This is a genomic window from Archangium violaceum Cb vi76 (assembly GCF_000733295.1).
Classification (GTDB): domain Bacteria; phylum Myxococcota; class Myxococcia; order Myxococcales; family Myxococcaceae; genus Archangium; species Archangium violaceum.
In genome coordinates this window covers 1-16,087 of sequence record NZ_JPMI01000212.1, presented here as the reverse complement: position 1 = coordinate 16,087, position 16,087 = coordinate 1, and the positions used below count along the sequence as shown (strand labels likewise).

Here is a 16,087-nt window from a genome sequence, read left to right as displayed (position 1 = left end):
TCTGGGAGAGGGCTAGGGTGAGGGTCTAGCCGTGCGTCCTCTACCCCAGCCATCGTCACGTACCGGCGGGCCTGCGTGCGTTCATCGAGATGGTGAAGGAGGTCACGAAGTGCGACGCTTCACGTTGATCCAGGCGTCGCTTCGGAGAGGGGACCCTCGGAGTGGATCCGCTCATCCCCTCCGTCCCCGCGCCAGAGAAGCCGCCAGTGGTCCCCTCGCCTGCGCATGATGATCTCGCCGGGCGAGGAGGCCACGCCCTTGAACGCCGGGTGCTCCGCCAGGACGCGCTCGAAGCGTTCCGCCGAGTCCACGAGGCGCTCGCGAGCCTCGGGGGTCAGGGCGGCTTCATCGCCGAGCAGTCCCCGCTTCGAGCTCCACTCCCCGTCCTCGGGCAGCGCGAGTGCGAAGCCGGCACAGACCCGCTCGAAGTCACGCGCTCTCCGCATGGCCTCGGCCCAGGCCGAAGCCGTCCTGCCGAGTTGCCGGAGCCCCACGACGAAGACACCCAGGTAGGCCCCCAGCATCAGCAGCCCCAGTCCCCACACGAGCGGCCGGTACGAGGGAGCCACGAAACGTTGAGTGAGCACCGCGGCGGCGCCGAGCAGGAGGAAGAGCAGCAGTCCAACGACGAGCATCTCGACGAGCGACACTCCGCGCCTCATCGAACCTTCATTGCCCGGGCCGCGGCGTTGGGTCAAGGTGCGCCGCACGGAGGAGACGGATGGACAAGGCAACACGGCCGTACATCATCTGCCACATGGTTCCCTCGGTCGATGGCCGGATCGTGGTCAAGGGCTGGAAGCTTCCCCCGAGTGGCCTGGCCGAATACGAGAGCACGGCGGAGACCTTCGGAGCGGATGCGTGGATCATCGGCCGGGTGTCGATGGAGCCCTACGCGGGGAAGACCCGGGTCCCGGTGCGCAAGACGCGGGAGCCGATTCCGCGCACGGACTTCATCGCGAAGCACGACGCGGAGTCCTACGCGATCGCATTGGATCCATCCGGCAAGCTCACCTGGAGCTCCAGCTCCATCGACGATGAGCATGTGATCACCGTGCTGACGGAGAAGGTCTCGGACGATTACCTGGCCTTCCTCCAGTCCAAGGGCGTCTCCTATGTGTTCGGAGGCAAGACGGAGCTGAACCTCGAGCGGGTGCTGCAGAAGCTCCGGAAGGAGTTCGGCATCAAGAAGCTGCTCCTCGAGGGAGGCGGAAAGATCAACGGCTCCTTCCTCGCCGCGGACCTGATCGACGAGCTGAGTCTGTTGCTGGCCCCTGTCGCGGACGGGAGCATCGGGACGCCTTCGCTGTTCGATGCGAAGGAGGGCCGAGGCCCCGCTCGTCAGCTCAAGCTGATCTCCATGGAGAAGCGCAAGGGCGACATGCTCTGGGTGCGGTACAAGGTGAAGCGATGAAACCCGGTTTTGGACGCGACCTCACGACCGGCAGCATCCCCAGGCACATGGTCGCCTTCTCCATCCCGATGCTGATCGGGAGCTTTCTGCAGACGGCCTACAGCTTCATCAACGCCATCTGGGTCGGAAAGTTCCTGGGCCACCAGGCGCTCGCGGCCGTGACGGTGAGCTTCCCCGTCATCTTCGTGCTCTTCGCCATCGGCATGGGGCTCACCCTGGCCACGAACATCCTCGTGTCGCGCAACTACGGCGCCCGGAACATGGAGGAGCTGCGCAAGGTCGTCGACAGCTCCACCGTGCTGACGTACGCGCTGGGAGTCGTGCTCACCCTCCTGGGCGAGCTCTTCGCGCCCGCCATCCTCCGCGCCATGGACACCCCGCCGGAGGTCTTCGACGAGTCCGTCAGCTACCTGCGCATCTTCCTGCTCTCGTTGCCCTTCAGCTTCGGTCTCTTCCTGCTCCGGAGCATGCTCCAGGGCGTGGGCGACTCCAAGACACCGCTCTATTTCCAGCTCGCCTCGGTGCTCTTCACCACGGCCCTGGACCCCGTCCTCATCTTCGGCTGGGCGGGGTTGCCGAAGCTCGGACTGAATGGAACCGCCTGGGCCACGTTGATCTCCCAGGCGGTGGCACTCGCCGCCCTGATCAGCTGGCTCCGTTGGAGGAAGCTCCCCGTCGCTCCCTCGTGGCCACGACTGAGCCACCTGGGGCCCGTCACCCGGCAGACGCTGCGCATCGGGGTACCCTCGGCCATCCAGCAGTCGCTCGTCTCCATCGGCATGGTGCTGGTGACGGGCCTCGTCAACGGGTTCGGGGAGATCGCGACGGCCGCCTTCGGCGCGGCCTCCCGCATCGATCAACTCGCCTTCATGCCGGCCATGACCTTCGGCATGGCCATCTCGACGATCACCGCGCAGAACCTCGGGGCGGGCCACTACCACCGCGTGCGCGAGGTCTTCACCTGGGGCTGCCTGTTCAGCGGAGGAATCACGCTGCTCATCTCGGCCCTGGCCGTGGCGTTCCCGGAGGCGCTGCTGCGCATCTTCGTCTCGGATCCCGCCGTCATCGCGCCCGGCGTCTCCTACCTGCACATCGTGGGAAGCGCTTACGTCCTCTTCGCCCTCATCTTCGTCAGCAACGGCATCATCAACGGGGCGGGACACACCCTGACGACCACGGTGTTCACGCTGATCAGCCTCTGGGTGGTGCGGGTCCCCGTGGCCTGGTGGCTCTCGCGGCGCATGGGGAGCGTGACGGGCGTGTGGTACGCCATCTCCCTGAGCTTCGTCGTGTCGCTCATCGTCAGCATGGCGTATTACTTCTCGGGCCGATGGATGCGGTCGCTCGCCAAGAAGCCCACGGAGGGGGCAGCGGTGCCGAATCCGGGGGAGATCTTCGGTCACGAAACGGGAGAAGCGTAGTCAGTGATCGGCAACATTCCTCGTCACGGGGGTGGGAGGCCAACATGTTCCGAATCGAGACAGAGAAAGAGCTACTGAGCGCGTTCCGCTCACGGGATCGCAAACACGTCGAGTTGCCCAAGGGCACCCAGCTGCCCCTCTTCGTCCGTGACTACCTGGCGTGGGTGGATCCATATGGGGTTCGCGTGTTCCTGGTGTTCACCGCGCCGGGTGGCAAGCGGCCCACGGGGATTGCCTTCCGCCGCGACCAGCAGGGAGACAAGGCCCTGGCCCTCCGGGTGTGTGAGTGGTGCCGGACCGCTGGCTCGGCGGATCAGATCGGACTGCTCACCACGGACGTCGATTCCAAGCGCCGCGTGGGCGTGAACCTCTGTCTGGATCTCCGCTGCAACGAGCGGCTGGAGGCGGAGATGAACAGGGCCGGCCGCAGTGTCGTGGACGAGAACAAGCACCTGATCGAACGCATGTCGCGCTTCGCGAGCGAGGCGCTGGGCATGGAGTTCAGCTGACGGGTGCGAGCAGGCGGACAGGCGAGCGGCTGGAGGCCCGGGTGAGGGCCAGCGGCTGACACGGGAAGCAAGAGGACCCACTCTCCTCGCAGGAGGCTTCCATGGCCAAGTGCGAGGTTTGTGGCAACGATTACTACCTGGCCTTCCAGGTCATCACCGCGGGCGTCACCCACACCTTCGACAGCTTCGAGTGTGCCATCCACAAGCTGGCGCCCGTCTGCGACCACTGTGATTGCAAGGTGCTGGGCCACGGCATCGAGGCGAACGGCACCTTCTACTGCTGCGCCCATTGCGCCCACGCCGCCGGGGCTCGCTCCATCGTCGACAACGCGGATCACGCCCCCGTACAGCAGTAGGCCCGGCCGCCTACGTCTCAGGCGCCACGAGCACCGCGCGCATCAACTCCACCGCCGTATCCGCCAACTCGCGGAGTTGGCCCGCGCGTCCCTTGTCGGCCGCCACCAGCACCAGCTCGTTGATGCCTCCGACGAGCGCCGTCGCCATCGCGGGTGACAGCGCGCGCAGCTCCGGGTTCTCCTCTCGCGCCATCCGTACCAGGCCGCGCAGCTGATCGGCGAAGCGCTGGTGCACCTCTCGCCGCAGCTGCAAGGCGCGCGGGCCGGCGGCGTGAATCTCCAACAGGTACGTCCGCGTCACCTCGGGCCTCGCCTCGAGCGCGTCCAGGTACGCGCGCGTCGCGGCGTGGAGCCGCTCCTTCCACGCGAGACCCGGAGCCGCGGCGGCGGTGTCGATCGCGCGCAGCGTCTCCTCGCTGGCGGCCACGTACGAGGCGAGGAAGCACGCGTCCTTGTCCTCGAAGTGCTCGTAGAAGGTGCGCTTGGACACCCGGGCGTGCCGGACGATGTCCGCGATGGTGGTGGCGGCGTAGCCCTTCTCGGTGATGGCGGCCGCCAGCCCCTGGAGCAGCCGGACACGGCTCGGAGTGCCATCACTTCCTGGGCGGGGGCCGCCAGTCTCGGGGGGCGCTTGCATCTGGTACCAGACCGTACCACAGTCGCTCCACCCCACCGGGAGTCAGAAATGAAGACAGTGCAGGGCAAGGTCGCGGCAATCACGGGTGCGGGCTCGGGAATCGGCCGGGCCACGGCGAAGCTGCTCGCGCAGAAGGGCTGCCATGTCGCCATCTCGGATGTGAACGAGCAGGGGCTGGCCGAGACGGAGGCCCTGTGCCGCCGGTCGGGCGTCAAGGTGCTCTCCGCCCGGGTGGACGTGGCTCGACGCGCGGAAGTCGAGGCCTGGGCGGCGCAGGTCGCGCGCGAGCTCGGCGGCGTCCACATCATCATCAACAACGCCGGGGTGGCCCTGGGCGCCACCATCGAGGACATGCGCTACGAGGACTTCGAGTGGCTCATGAACATCAACTTCTGGGGCGTGGTGCACGGCACCAAGGCCTTCCTGCCGCACCTCAAGGCCGCCGGGGATGGGCACATCGTCAACATCTCCAGCGTCTTCGGGCTCATCGGCGTGCCCACGCAGGGCGCCTACAACGCCGCGAAGTTCGCGGTGAAGGGCTTCACCGAGGCGCTGAGCCAGGAGCTGGAGGTCGAAGGGCTCCCCATCGGCGTGACGAGCGTGCACCCCGGTGGCATCAAGACCAACATCGCCCGCAACGCCCGCTTCACCGCGAGGAAGGGCTGGGTAGACGAGCAGGCCAACAGCGACTTCGAGAAGGCCTTCGCCACCTCGCCGGAGGTGGCGGCCGAGAACATCCTCCAGGCCATCCTCAAGAACCGCCGGCGCCAGCTCATCGGCACCGACGCGGTGGTGATCGACCTGGTGCAGCGCGCGCTGCCAACGCTCTACCAGACGCTGCTGGTGGCGGGCGCCAGGCTGCGCCGGCAGAAGCTGCTGAACAAGGACGGGTGATCAACCCTCCATCACGGGGTCGGCGCCCAGCGGCGCCTTCTCCGGCTCGCGGGCCTTCGGAGCCGAGGCCTCGCGCGGCGTCATGCCATGGCCGCCCAGGGAGATGCCGGTGTGGTAGGCGCGCTCGCCATGCACGTGGGGATCCAGCCCCTCGTACTCGGCCTCGGCGTCCACGCGCAGACCGACCACGGCCTGCACCACCTTGAGGAGGATGAAGGTGAGGAGCGCGGAGAAGGCGGCCACCGCCAGGATGCTGAGCGCCTGCTTGCCCAGCAGGGCCCAGTTGCCGCCCGCGATCACCCCATCGGCGCCGGCCGGGTTGACGGCCACCGTGGCGAACACCCCGGTGAGCAGGGCGCCGAGCGCTCCGCCAACACCATGCACACCGACCACGTCCAGGGCGTCGTCGTAGCGGAGGTGCTCCTTGAGGAGGACGCCGCCGTAGCAGACCCCGCCGGCCAGGAGACCGATGGCCAGCGCGCCCATGGGCGAGACGAAACCGGCCGCCGGGGTGATGCCCACCAGTCCGGCCACGAGCCCACTGGCGGCGCCCAGGGCGGTCACCTTCTTCAGACGCAGCAGATCCACGAGCCCCCACGCCACGGCGCCGCCCGCGGCCGCCAGGTGGGTATTGGCCGCGGCGACGGCGGCCAGCTCGTTGGCGGCGAGCGCACTGCCCGCGTTGAAGCCGAACCAGCCGAACCAGAGGAGCCCCGCGCCCAACAGGGTGAAGGTGAGGTTATGCGGGGGCTGACGCGCGCCCCGGCGGCGGCCCACCACGAGCGCCACCACGAGCGCCGAGACACCACTGGTGAGGTGCACCACGGCCCCACCGGCGAAGTCGAGCGCGCCCAGCTTCAGCAACCAGCCGTCCGGTGCCCACACCCAGTGCGCCACGGGCGCGTACACGAACGTGGCCCACAGCACGGTGAAGAGGAGGAAGGCGGAGAACTTGAGCCGCTCGGCGTACGCCCCGCTGATGAGCGCGGGGGTGATGGCGGCGAAGGTGCCCTGGAAGAGGAAGAAGAGGATATGCGGCAGCGTGCCCTTGGCCTCCTGCCCCACCCCTCTCATGAACAGGTGGGTGGTCCCTCCGATGAGCCCTCCATGGCTCTCTCCAAAGGCAAGCGAGTAGCCCCACAGCGCCCAGACCACCGTCACCACCGCCAGAGCGCCAAAGCTGTGCATGAGGGTGGAGAGCACGTGCTTGCCCTGCACCATGCCTCCGTAGAAGAGCGCCAACCCTGGCACCATCAACATCACCAGGGCGCTCGCTACCAGCACCCACGCCACATCCGCTCCGACGATTCCGCCCGGCATCATCACCTCGCACGGTATGGGCCCCGTGGGCCCGCGCACCTCGAAGCCAGTGCAACCGGAAGGCCAGACCCGGGTGCGGCGTATCCCCTCGGAATCATGGGAAGGAGACGCCTGCCTGGCGAAAATTTTCGCCTGTCCCGGCCCTACAAATTTGTCGGACGGCCCCTGGGAAACGACAAATTCGTAGGACTCCTTCCGAGCGCCCGGAGGACATCCGCCGCGCCCTCCCCGCTCTCGGCCAGAGGGCGCCGGGCGCTGCCTCCTACGTTTTTGTCGGCCCACCGATGAATTCCTACAAATTCGTAGGAATGTATTGATGGGTTGACAGGGGCCGTGATGCGCCGCATCATGACGTTGGATTCAGTTTTCAAGCACCACCCTTCCATGCTCACTACCCTGGACACCCTCCTCAAAGCCAAGCGCAGCCGGCTCTACGAACGGGGCTCTGGTTAGGTGATTGCTTTGGAGGTCGTTCCTTCGAGCCCGCCAGCCCCGCGCTGGTGGGCTTTTTTATTTCCCCCCACCTGTTTCCCCCCGCCACCCGCAGTTCAGAGGAGCACAAGACGATGTCAACGGCCGTGACCGAGAAGCTTCCCGCCCACACCCTGGACGCCATCTCCTTCGGAAAGATCGTGCAGATTCGCGAGGGGCTGCTCCGTGCCCAGGCAACCGGCAAGCGGGTCATCCGCTTCGAGTCTGGCGACCCCAGCTTCTCCATCGCCCCGCACGTGGCGGAGGCCATTGCCGCGGCGATGAGGGCGGGCAAGACGCACTACGTGCCGAACGACGGCATCCCGGAGCTGCGCGCGGCGCTGGCCGACAAGCTCCGCCAGAAGAACGGCATCAAGGGCGCCACGGCCGAGCAGGTGTTCCTCACCAATGGCGCCATGCACGCGCTGTACGTGACCTTCGGCGCGCTGCTCGCGCCCGAGGACGAGGTCATCCTGCCGGATCCCATGTGGACCGAGGTGGCGGAGAACGTGAAGCTCGCCGGCGGCAAGCCGGTGGGCGTGCCCGTGCGCGCCGAGGAGGGCTACGCCTACCGCCCCGACGCCATCCAGGCGGCCATCACCCCGCGCACGCGGGCCATCTTCCTCAACACGCCCCACAATCCGACCGGCGCCGTCATGCCCCGCGAGACGCTGGAGGCCATCGTCGCCCTGGCGCGCGAGCATGACCTGTGGATCGTCTCGGACGAGGCCTACGAGGACGTCATCTACGAGCCGCACGTGCACCACTCCGTCGCGTCGCTGGCCGGGGACCAGGCCGAGCGCGTCATCAGCGTCTACTCCTTCTCCAAGAGCCACGCGATGAGCGGACTGCGCACGGGCTATCTGCATACGCCGTGGCCGCTGCTGCAAAGACGCGTGCAGAAGCTGCTGCGCTGCACCATCAACGGCGTGAACAGCCTGGCGCAGTGGGGCGCGCTGGCGGCGGTGACGGGGCCGCAGGAGCCCCTGCAGGCGATGCGCGCCGAGTACCGCCAGCGCCGCGACGTGCTGGTGAAGGCGCTGGAGGGAATCCCGGGCGTGCGCCCCTTCACCCCGCGCGGGGCGTTCTACGTGTGGGCGGAGCTGGAGCCGTCCCTGTACTCGCGGCTGGATGTGCCCAACGCGGACGCGCTGTCCGCCCGGCTGGCGGCGCAGGGCATCGGCAGCGCGCCGGGCGATGCCTTCGGCCACTCGTGCGAGAACGCCATCCGTTTCGCCTTCAGCTGCGACACGAAGATGGTGCTCGAGGGCGCGGAGCTGCTGCGCGCCGCGCTGCTGCGCGGGACGTAGCGATGAGCGGCCGTCGTGAGGCGGGGAGCTGAACGCTCCCCGTCCCCCGTCGCACTCAGTCCTTGATGAAGTCCGGGAACGCGAGGTCGATGGGTCCGTCGAACCACGAGGCGTACGCGCGCTCATCCGCCACGTTGTAGACGTGCCCGAACGCCTCGCGGAAGTAGGCCGCCCAGTCCGGCTTCCGCCCGTCCACATCGGTGAAGCCGTACTCCTTCGCGAGATCCCAGGAGCTGAAGACACGGCCCGCCTTGCGCCGGACTTCCGGATCCGCCGCGAGCGCCGCGACCCCGCGCGCCACGTAGTAAGGCGTCTCCGAGGCGATGAAGTGGGGATCCTTCGCCGCCCCATCCCGCCACGTCGCCTCGGTGACGCCGAAGTGCGCGAGCATCGCCTCCGAGCGGAGGAAGCCCGGCGTCACGGCGAGGGCCGTCATCCCGGGCTTCTTCCGGAACTCGTTGGCCATCGCGAAGGCGAGGCGGATGACCGACATCTTGGCCAGGTCGTAGAAGAGGTTGCCGCGATAGCCGAAGTGATCGCCATCGGTCACCTCGATGATCAGCCCGCGCTGCCCCTCGAGCATGAGGGGCACGGCATGGCGGCTCGTCACGATGTGGGTCCAGATGGCCCGCTCGAGCAGCACGCGCCCCTTCTCCAGGGAGAGTTTCCAGAAGGGTGAGCCGAACTCGGTCAACTCGTCCCCGCCCCAGATGTCGTTCACGAGCACGTCCAGCCGGCCCTGCTCGGCCCGGATGCGCGCGCAAAGGGCCTCGACCTCGGACTCCACCGTATGGTCGGCGCGTACGGCGATCCCCTTGCCTCCCCGTGCGGTGACCAGTTCGGCCGTTTCCTCGATCGTCTCGGGACGTCTATCGAGCTCGAGCAGCGGGCCCGGACCCTTCCCCCGCTCCGTCTGCGCGCGCGTGCTGCGGCCCGTGCAGTAGACGGTCGCTCCGGCCTCTCCCAGCGTGCAGGCGATCGCGCGCCCCGCCCCCCGGGTGGCTCCAGCGACCAGGCAGATTCTTCCCTCCAGCGTCTTCTTCATGGCGTCTCCTCCGGCGTCCACATCTTCAAGATGAGGGCGGCGACCCTAAACGGCGATTGTTGACACCTCCTGTCAGGAATGGGCGCTACGCTGTTTTCCATGCGCGCGGACCGGTTGGTGAGTCTGATGCTCCTGCTCCAGGACGAAAGGCGGCACACGGCCGAGGAGCTCTCCAGGCGCCTCGAGGTGTCTCCACGCACCATCTACCGGGACCTGGATGCACTCTCGTCCGCGGGAGTTCCCGTGTACGCCCAACCCGGCTCGACCGGGGGAATCGGGCTGCTGCCGGGCTGGCGCACCCACCTCACCGGCCTCACCGAGCCGGAGATCCAGGCGCTCGCGAGCGCACATCCCATCGATGCCCTGGATGACCTCGGGTTGGCGGGCCCGCTGCGGACGGCGCTCGTGAAGCTCGCCGCGGCGCTCCCCAGCGTGCAGCGGACGGCCGCCGAGCACGCCCGGCAACGGCTCCACATCGATGGCTCCTCCTGGTTCGGCGAGAAGGATCCGGTGCCCCACCTGGCCGTGCTTCGCGAGGCGGTCTTCCAGGACCGGAAGGTCCGGCTGGCCTACCGTGACTTCGAGGGCGCGCGGAGCACCCGCGTGGTCGACCCCCATGGCCTGGTCATCAAGGGCGACCACTGGTACCTCGTCGCCGACGACCAGGGCGTGACGAAGGTCTTCCGGGGCGCACGGGTGGAGGCGGCGCGCATGCTCACCGACACGTTCGCGCGGCCCGCGGAGTTCGAGCTCCGGGCCTTCTGGAAGGACTGGTGCAAGCGGTTCGCGACCCAGCGGGCCCGCTACGAAGTGACGCTGCGGCTCACCGCCGAGGGAGCCGAGGCACTCGCGGCGATGCGTCCGGGTTCGGAGCGCGAGCGCATCCGCGCGGGCACCGTGAACATCGACTTCGAACGCCTTTCGATCGCCCTCTCGCAGCTCGTCCAGCTCGGCCGGGGAGCCGAGGTCCTCGAGCCACCGGAGCTGCGCGCCCGGCTCGGAGCGCTCGCGAACGACCTGAGCGCTCTCTACGGAACGCGGCCCCGCGCCACGTAAGGCTTTCTTAAGACCTTCGCGCGAAAACTGTCCTCGAGGGGAGAACACGGAGCGGCCATCGCCGCCGCTCCAGGAGGAACAGGATGAGCAACGACATCAAGAGAGACGACTCACCCGTGAGCCTGACGCGCCGGAAGGTGCTCGGTGGCATTGGCCTGGCCCTGGTGGCCGCGCCCCTGGGTCATCTGCTGGCCTGCGGTCCGGGCACCGACGGAAACACGGGCAATGGGACCGATACGGACGGTGGAACCGGCACGGACGCGGGGACCACCGATCCCGGCTTCTGGGCCACCGGAGGCACGGCCGCGATGACCGCCGCCAGCTCCTACCCCAACCCCTTCGCCTCGGGCATCGGCACGGTGTGCGCCCTCACCTGCGAGGCCACCCTCGGCCCCTGCTACGCGGAGACGATCGACCGCAAGGACATCAGCGAGAACCACGCTGGACTGCCCGTGCGTCTCGCGTTCCTCGTGGTGGATGAGTCCTGCAATCCCATCCCGGGCGCCAGCGTCGACATCTGGCATGCCGCGCCGGAGGGGCTCTACTCGGGTGAGGACGCCAGCACGTTCTGCACCGCGGACGACCCGAGCGCCACCTCCGCCCGGTGGTTCCGCGGAGTGCAGACGGCGGATGCCAACGGCCGCGTGGACTTCGATACCTGCTTCCCGGGCTGGTACAGCAGCCGGACCATCCACATCCACTTCACGGTCCGCGTCAACGGCAACGAGTACGTGACGTCCCAGCTCGTCTTCGACGACGCGCTGAACGACGACATCATCGGCACCCAGCCGCTCTACAAGGATCGCGGACCGCGCGACACGACGAACTCGAACGACACCGTCATCTCCGCGGAGAGCGCCGCCGAATACTCGTTCCAGACCCAGCGGATGCCGGATGGCGCGCTGCTGGCCTGGAAGACGCTCGTCATCCGCTCCTCGCTCTCCAACCCGACGTGCCAGATTCCGGGCGGCAGCGGCGGCCCTGGCGGCCCCGGTGGTCCTCCTCCTGGCGATGGCGGCGTGCGTCCTCCTCCGGGTTGGGACGGCGGCACGCCTCCCCCGCCTCCGGGAGCCTGAACGGAGGAAGGCTCCGGTCGCGCACGAAAGCAACTGGTCCGACTGTTGGACCAGTTGGTCCGCCGCGCGGCCGGAAGGTGCCTCCCGTTCCGTGGCTCAGGAGGGGGGAGGCAGCTCGCCCAGGAAGTCCACCTGGAGCCCTCCGTATTCCGAGGGCCCCAGTTGCAGGCGCCAGTCGTGGAGCACCGACACCCGCCAGGCGATGTTCAAGCCCAGGCCGTGCCCACCGGGCCCACGTGTGCGTGCCGCATCACCCCGGACGCGCCGCTCCACCACATGGGAGAGCTCGTTCTCGGGAATGCCGGGCCCGTCGTCCAACACCCGCAGGCGGAACGTGTTCGACGGCAGGCGCTCCAGCACCACGGCGACATGGCCTCCGCGAGTGTTGTAGCGCACGGCGTTGTAGATGACGTTGCTCACCGCCTGCTCGATGAGCGTGTCGTCCCCGATGACCCGCACCGGTGCCTCCGGGACGGCGTAGTCCAGCTGCACGCCCTGGCCCCGCGCGATGGGACGATGGCGGCCGATGCACCGCTCCACCAGCGCATTGAGATCCACCGGAGCCCGCTGCACAGAGGGCTCGCCCGCCTCCAGCCGTGCCGCGGCCCCCAGGTTGTGGATGAGCGCCGCCATGTAGTGGGCCTCCTGGCTCGCCGCCGCGACGACCGAGGCTTCCACCGTCTCGCCCCGTGCCGCGCGCTGCTGCAGCTCGGCCAGGTGCCCCTGGAGTACCGTCAGGGGGATCATCACGTCATGCGTGGTGTTCTCCAGGAAGGAGCGCAGGGTCTGCTCCCGCTTCTCCTTGAGCTCCATCTGCGAGCGCACCTCGTGTCCCGCCTCGTCGAAGGCCCGCGCCAGCTCGGAGATCTCATCGTTGCCGCGCAGGGTGATGGAGCCCTGGTAGGCACTGCCCACGAAGGTCCGCACCTCGCGGGTGAGCTGGCGCAGACGGCCCACCACCGGCCCCAGCGCGAAGAGCACTCCCGCCAGCGCGAGCACCGAGGGGAACAGCCAGAACTCGAGGGGGATGGACGGGAACTTCTCCCTCGGGCCGGAGCGTTCCGGCCAGTGGACGAGCACGAAGGCACACGGCCCCGTGCCCCAGGGCATCCGGACGAGGATCCGCCGCGGCTCCCGCATGCCGAAACCCGAGGACAGGCTGGCCACATCCTGCCCCCGCCGCATGGCCTCCACGAGCGACGCGTCCAGGCGGGGCGCGGCGGGGTTGCGGGCCGAGAGCTCCGAGTCATAGGCGAACAGCCGGGTGCCTCGAGGCGGACGGGGCCCGCCTGGGCCTCCTGGACCTCCCCCTCCGGGAGGGAGCGGCGGAGGGCCTCCGGACCGCCACTCCGGAGGAGGTCTCGAGCCCGGCTCCTTCCACTCTCCCGGAGGCGGTGGCCCCCGGGGCTCGCTGCTCCAGGACTCGGGAGCGGCCTCGCAGCGCTCGCGTCCTCCCGAGAGCATGTGCACGAGGGCGTACTCGGAGAGGGCCGTCTCGAGTGCTCGGGCCTCGACGGCCCGGTGGATCCACGCCATGCAGAGCGCGACGGGGATGGCCACCGCCACCGTCGTGAGCGCCAGCCGCATCCGCAGCTTCACGTCTCGCCTCCCTCGCCCAGCCGGTAGCCGATGCCCCACACCGTCTCCACGTGCTTGCCGGGGCCCAGCTTGCGGCGCAGCCGCGACACGTGCACGTCCAGCGTCCGCTCGGAGCCCTCCCGCTCCGGATCCAACACGTTCTCCACCAGCCACTGGCGTGTCACCGCCGCACCGGGCCGCTTCGCCAGTGCGGCCAGCAGATCGAACTCCACGCGCGTGAGTTCCACCGGCTTGCCTTCCACCCGCACCTCGCGCGACTGGAGATCCACCTGCAGTGCGCCGATTTCCAGGAGGCTCTGCCGCTGCATCACCGGCCGGCGCAGCCGTGCGCGGACACGCTCCACCAGCTCCTCGGGCCAGAAGGGCTTGGTCATGTAGTCATCGGCGCCCAGCTTGAGCGCGCGCACCTTGTCCGCCGTATCGTTGCGCGCGCTGAGGATGAGCACCGGCACGTCCGAGCCCTCGCGGAGCTGCCGGAGGATGTCCAGGCCGTAGGTGCCGGGCAGCATCAGGTCCAGGATGATGAGCCCGTAGGCCGAGGACTCCCCCGGCTGCAGCGGACGCCCTCCGGTCCACCAGGTGGGCTCGAAGCCCGCACGGCCCAGGAAATCGGCGATCTGCGCGCCGAGCTGCGGATCGTCCTCGATGAGCAGGATGCGTTCACCCATGGCACCAATGTCCTACCAGGTGTGTCTTAAGAGAATCTCAAGATGCCGCCCGGCCTCCTCGTGAAGATTGGGGGACAGAATAAAAACCCGGCCCTCCCGTCCAGAGGGGTGTTGGCAGCAACCCACACCGGGAGTCTCCACCATGAAGACGCTGAAGCCCTTTTCCTCCGCCCTCGTCGCCGCCCTGCTCCTCGCCGGTTCCGCGCAGGCCCAGAACCAGAACCAGAAGCTGCCGCTGCTGCGCACGCCGGAGAACCGCGAGATCCGCGCGCCGGACCGCCACGAGGAGCGCCAGAACGCCGCCGAGCGCAGGGATGACCGGATGGACGTGGCGGAGTTGGAGCGGGTGCTGGCGCGCTTCGACAAGGCGCGGTCGCAACGGAACAACGCCGCCGAGCTGGCCGCGGTGGACAACCGGCTGCGCGAGCTGCTGAGGGCGGAGCTGGCCGAGGGCAGCAAGGAGAAGCTCCAGGCCCGCGCCGAGACGCGGCGGGAGTGGGGGGAGAGCCGCGCGGAGAACCGGGACGATGTCCGGGACGCGCGCGCGGAGGCGGCCTCGCTGACGGCACGCAAGACGATCGCCCGGGAGCTGAACTCGCTCATGGGGGCCCGCGCCCCGTCGCAGCTCAACCGCAAGCGCGACCTCATCGTGGAACTGGTGCGGCTCGGCAAGCAGGAGGTGCGGCAGGACCGGCAGGAGCAGCGCGAGGACCGCAAGGACCGCCGCTACTGAGCACTCCCCTGCCCTGAAGTCCCTCAGCGCCGCGTATCGCGGCGCTTCTGCTGACGCGCATACTCCGAGCGCAACGCGCCCCCGATGCGTTTGCCGGCGACCAGGGTCATCTTCGAGACCGGGTTGCCCAGCTTCCGGGGCTTGATGGCTCCCCTCGGAGTCAGACCCTCCATCCCCGGTAACGCCCGGCCGCTCCCGGGGATGCCTCGGGCTCCAGGGAGTGGTCACCAGGCGGCCATGCGACCCCTGGGCACTGCCCGTGTGTCTGGCATCCACCCCAGGGTCGTACGTAGGGCCCCAGGCGCGTTCCGGCCAGGTGGGGACTACTTTCCCATTCTGCTGATGTCTCAGTGGAACGGGGCTTCTCTCCGAGGCCCGGGGGAGGAAATCCGGAGTGAACCTCGAGACACATCGGTCCACGAGCCCACCTGCCTCCCTGGCGGACCTGTTGGATTCCCGGCGGGAGGCCATCACCCGCCAGTGGCTCGAGCGTCTGCAGGCGGACCTGACATCCGGGCCCCGGAGCCGCTCCGCCCTCGAGGACCACATCGGGGACTACCTCCTGGAGCTGGCCACGGTGCTGCGCCACACCGGGGACAGCGCGGCCGCCGCGGTGCCAGACCGGAGCGCCGAGGCCCGGCTCCACGGAGGCCAGCGCCTGGGTCAGGGTTTCAAACTGCCCACGGTGGTGCGGGAGTACGGCGTCCTCCACGACTGCATCCTCGAGCAGGCGAGACAGGAGGGCGTGTCCCTCTCCCACACCGAGGTGCAGCACCTGGCCTCCTTCATCGTCACCGGTATCGCCGAGGCGGTGGACGCGTACACCGTCCAGCGCGACGAGTTGCAGCGCCAGAACGAGCTCACCGCGCACCAGGAGGAGGAGGCCACGCGCGCCCGGCTGCTGAGGGAGTCCGAGGCACAGCGCGAGCGCCTGGCCGCCCTCTTCCAGGAAGCGCCCGCGCTCATCTTCGTGCTGGAAGGGCCCGAGCACGTCCTCACCCTGGCCAACCCCCGCCTCCACCAGGCCATCGGCGTGCGGGAGATATTGGGCAAGCCCCTGCGCGAGGCCCTGCCCGAGCTGGAGGATCAGGGCTTCCGCGTGCTGCTCGACAACGTCTACCGCACGGGCGAGCCGGCCGTGGGCCACGAGGTGCGGGTCTGGGTGTACCGCAACGGTGGCCGCCCGGTGGAGTGCTTCTTCAACTTCGTCTACGCGCCCAACCGGGGAGCGGATGGACGGGTGGAGGGCGTCTTCGTCCACGCGGTGGAGGTGACGGAGCTGGTGCGCGAGCGCCAGAAGACGGAGGAGGCCCTGGCGCTGCTGGACACCCTGCTCACCACCGCCCCGGTGGGGCTGTCCTTCATGGATCGGGATCTGCGCTACGTGCGCGTCAACCAGATGCTGGCGGACATCATCGGCGCCCCCATCGAGAACATCCTGGGCCAGGGGGTGAAGGAGCTCCTCCCCGGACTGGCCAGCCAGCTGGCCCCCATGCGCCGCCAGGTACTGGAGACGGGACAGGCGGTGCTCGGCCAGGAGGTGACGGGCACCACTCCCGCGACGGGAGGGGAGATCCA

The 16,087-nt window shown here is 68.8% G+C and carries 17 protein-coding genes; 10 read left to right on the top strand and 7 right to left on the bottom strand.

The window, feature by feature from the left end; translation table 11 throughout:
* Positions 1–119 precede the first annotated feature (119 nt).
* On the bottom strand, positions 120–662 hold the full coding sequence (locus Q664_RS27720; RefSeq protein ID WP_152622377.1) for a hypothetical protein: 543 nt from the start codon (positions 660–662) through the stop codon (positions 120–122).
* A 59-nt stretch (positions 663–721) separates the two neighbouring features.
* Between Q664_RS27720 and Q664_RS27715 the strand changes: the two genes are divergently transcribed.
* The 4 genes from Q664_RS27715 (at position 722) to Q664_RS27700 (ending at position 3,700) form a co-directional block, all read left to right on the top strand.
* On the top strand, positions 722–1,414 hold the full coding sequence (locus tag Q664_RS27715; RefSeq protein ID WP_043402321.1) for a RibD family protein: 693 nt from the start codon (positions 722–724) through the stop codon (positions 1,412–1,414).
* Positions 1,411–2,835 (top strand): MATE family efflux transporter, encoded by a 1,425-nt coding sequence (locus Q664_RS27710; RefSeq protein WP_043402318.1) that lies wholly within the window; start codon positions 1,411–1,413, stop codon positions 2,833–2,835. The genes Q664_RS27715 and Q664_RS27710 overlap by 4 nt, the downstream gene beginning before the upstream one ends.
* A 44-nt stretch (positions 2,836–2,879) precedes the next feature.
* The gene (locus tag Q664_RS27705; protein WP_043402314.1) at positions 2,880–3,344 is read left to right on the top strand and encodes an FBP domain-containing protein; all 465 of its coding nucleotides are present in this window, start codon (positions 2,880–2,882) and stop codon (positions 3,342–3,344) included.
* Between the two features lie 101 nt (positions 3,345–3,445).
* On the top strand, positions 3,446–3,700 hold the full coding sequence (locus tag Q664_RS27700; protein ID WP_043402311.1) for a hypothetical protein: 255 nt from the start codon (positions 3,446–3,448) through the stop codon (positions 3,698–3,700).
* A gap of 10 nt (positions 3,701–3,710) precedes the next feature.
* On the opposite strand, the gene Q664_RS27695 is transcribed toward Q664_RS27700, so the two are convergent.
* On the bottom strand, positions 3,711–4,337 hold the full coding sequence (locus Q664_RS27695) for a TetR/AcrR family transcriptional regulator (RefSeq protein ID WP_043402308.1): 627 nt from the start codon (positions 4,335–4,337) through the stop codon (positions 3,711–3,713).
* 48 nt (positions 4,338–4,385) lie between these two features.
* Here Q664_RS27695 and Q664_RS27690 point away from each other — a divergent pair, with 48 nt between their 5' ends.
* Positions 4,386–5,231: an SDR family NAD(P)-dependent oxidoreductase gene (locus Q664_RS27690; RefSeq protein WP_043402307.1), complete on the top strand. Its 846-nt coding sequence runs from the start codon at positions 4,386–4,388 to the stop codon at positions 5,229–5,231.
* Here Q664_RS27690 and Q664_RS27685 read toward each other — a convergent pair whose 3' ends face one another.
* The gene (locus Q664_RS27685) at positions 5,232–6,554 is read right to left on the bottom strand and encodes an ammonium transporter (RefSeq protein WP_235216899.1); all 1,323 of its coding nucleotides are present in this window, start codon (positions 6,552–6,554) and stop codon (positions 5,232–5,234) included.
* A gap of 563 nt (positions 6,555–7,117) precedes the next feature.
* Between Q664_RS27685 and Q664_RS27680 the strand changes: the two genes are divergently transcribed.
* A complete protein-coding gene (locus Q664_RS27680; RefSeq protein ID WP_043402304.1) occupies positions 7,118–8,332 on the top strand; it encodes a pyridoxal phosphate-dependent aminotransferase in 1,215 nt (404 codons plus the stop codon).
* Between the two features lie 55 nt (positions 8,333–8,387).
* Here Q664_RS27680 and Q664_RS27675 read toward each other — a convergent pair whose 3' ends face one another.
* Positions 8,388–9,377 (bottom strand): SDR family oxidoreductase, encoded by a 990-nt coding sequence (locus tag Q664_RS27675; protein ID WP_043402301.1) that lies wholly within the window; start codon positions 9,375–9,377, stop codon positions 8,388–8,390.
* A gap of 126 nt (positions 9,378–9,503) precedes the next feature.
* Here Q664_RS27675 and Q664_RS27670 point away from each other — a divergent pair, with 126 nt between their 5' ends.
* Positions 9,504–10,433 (top strand): helix-turn-helix transcriptional regulator, encoded by a 930-nt coding sequence (locus Q664_RS27670; RefSeq protein ID WP_326938746.1) that lies wholly within the window; start codon positions 9,504–9,506, stop codon positions 10,431–10,433.
* An 83-nt stretch (positions 10,434–10,516) separates the two neighbouring features.
* On the top strand, positions 10,517–11,509 hold the full coding sequence (locus Q664_RS27665; RefSeq protein ID WP_043402294.1) for a dioxygenase family protein: 993 nt from the start codon (positions 10,517–10,519) through the stop codon (positions 11,507–11,509).
* A gap of 96 nt (positions 11,510–11,605) precedes the next feature.
* Here the strand turns inward: Q664_RS27665 and Q664_RS27660 are convergent, their stop codons facing one another.
* Both Q664_RS27660 and Q664_RS27655 read right to left on the bottom strand, forming a co-directional pair.
* Positions 11,606–13,108 (bottom strand): sensor histidine kinase, encoded by a 1,503-nt coding sequence (locus tag Q664_RS27660; protein ID WP_043402291.1) that lies wholly within the window; start codon positions 13,106–13,108, stop codon positions 11,606–11,608.
* A complete protein-coding gene (locus tag Q664_RS27655) occupies positions 13,105–13,776 on the bottom strand; it encodes a response regulator transcription factor (protein WP_043402289.1) in 672 nt (223 codons plus the stop codon). The genes Q664_RS27660 and Q664_RS27655 overlap by 4 nt, the downstream gene beginning before the upstream one ends.
* A 142-nt stretch (positions 13,777–13,918) precedes the next feature.
* Between Q664_RS27655 and Q664_RS27650 the strand changes: the two genes are divergently transcribed.
* On the top strand, positions 13,919–14,509 hold the full coding sequence (locus tag Q664_RS27650; protein WP_043402287.1) for a hypothetical protein: 591 nt from the start codon (positions 13,919–13,921) through the stop codon (positions 14,507–14,509).
* A gap of 23 nt (positions 14,510–14,532) precedes the next feature.
* On the opposite strand, the gene Q664_RS59375 is transcribed toward Q664_RS27650, so the two are convergent.
* Positions 14,533–14,682 (bottom strand): hypothetical protein, encoded by a 150-nt coding sequence (locus tag Q664_RS59375; RefSeq protein WP_160174517.1) that lies wholly within the window; start codon positions 14,680–14,682, stop codon positions 14,533–14,535.
* Between the two features lie 221 nt (positions 14,683–14,903).
* On the opposite strand from Q664_RS59375, the gene Q664_RS27645 reads away from it, so the two are divergent.
* On the top strand, positions 14,904–16,087 hold a 1,184-nt coding region (locus tag Q664_RS27645), incomplete at its 3' end, for a PAS domain-containing protein (protein WP_043402285.1).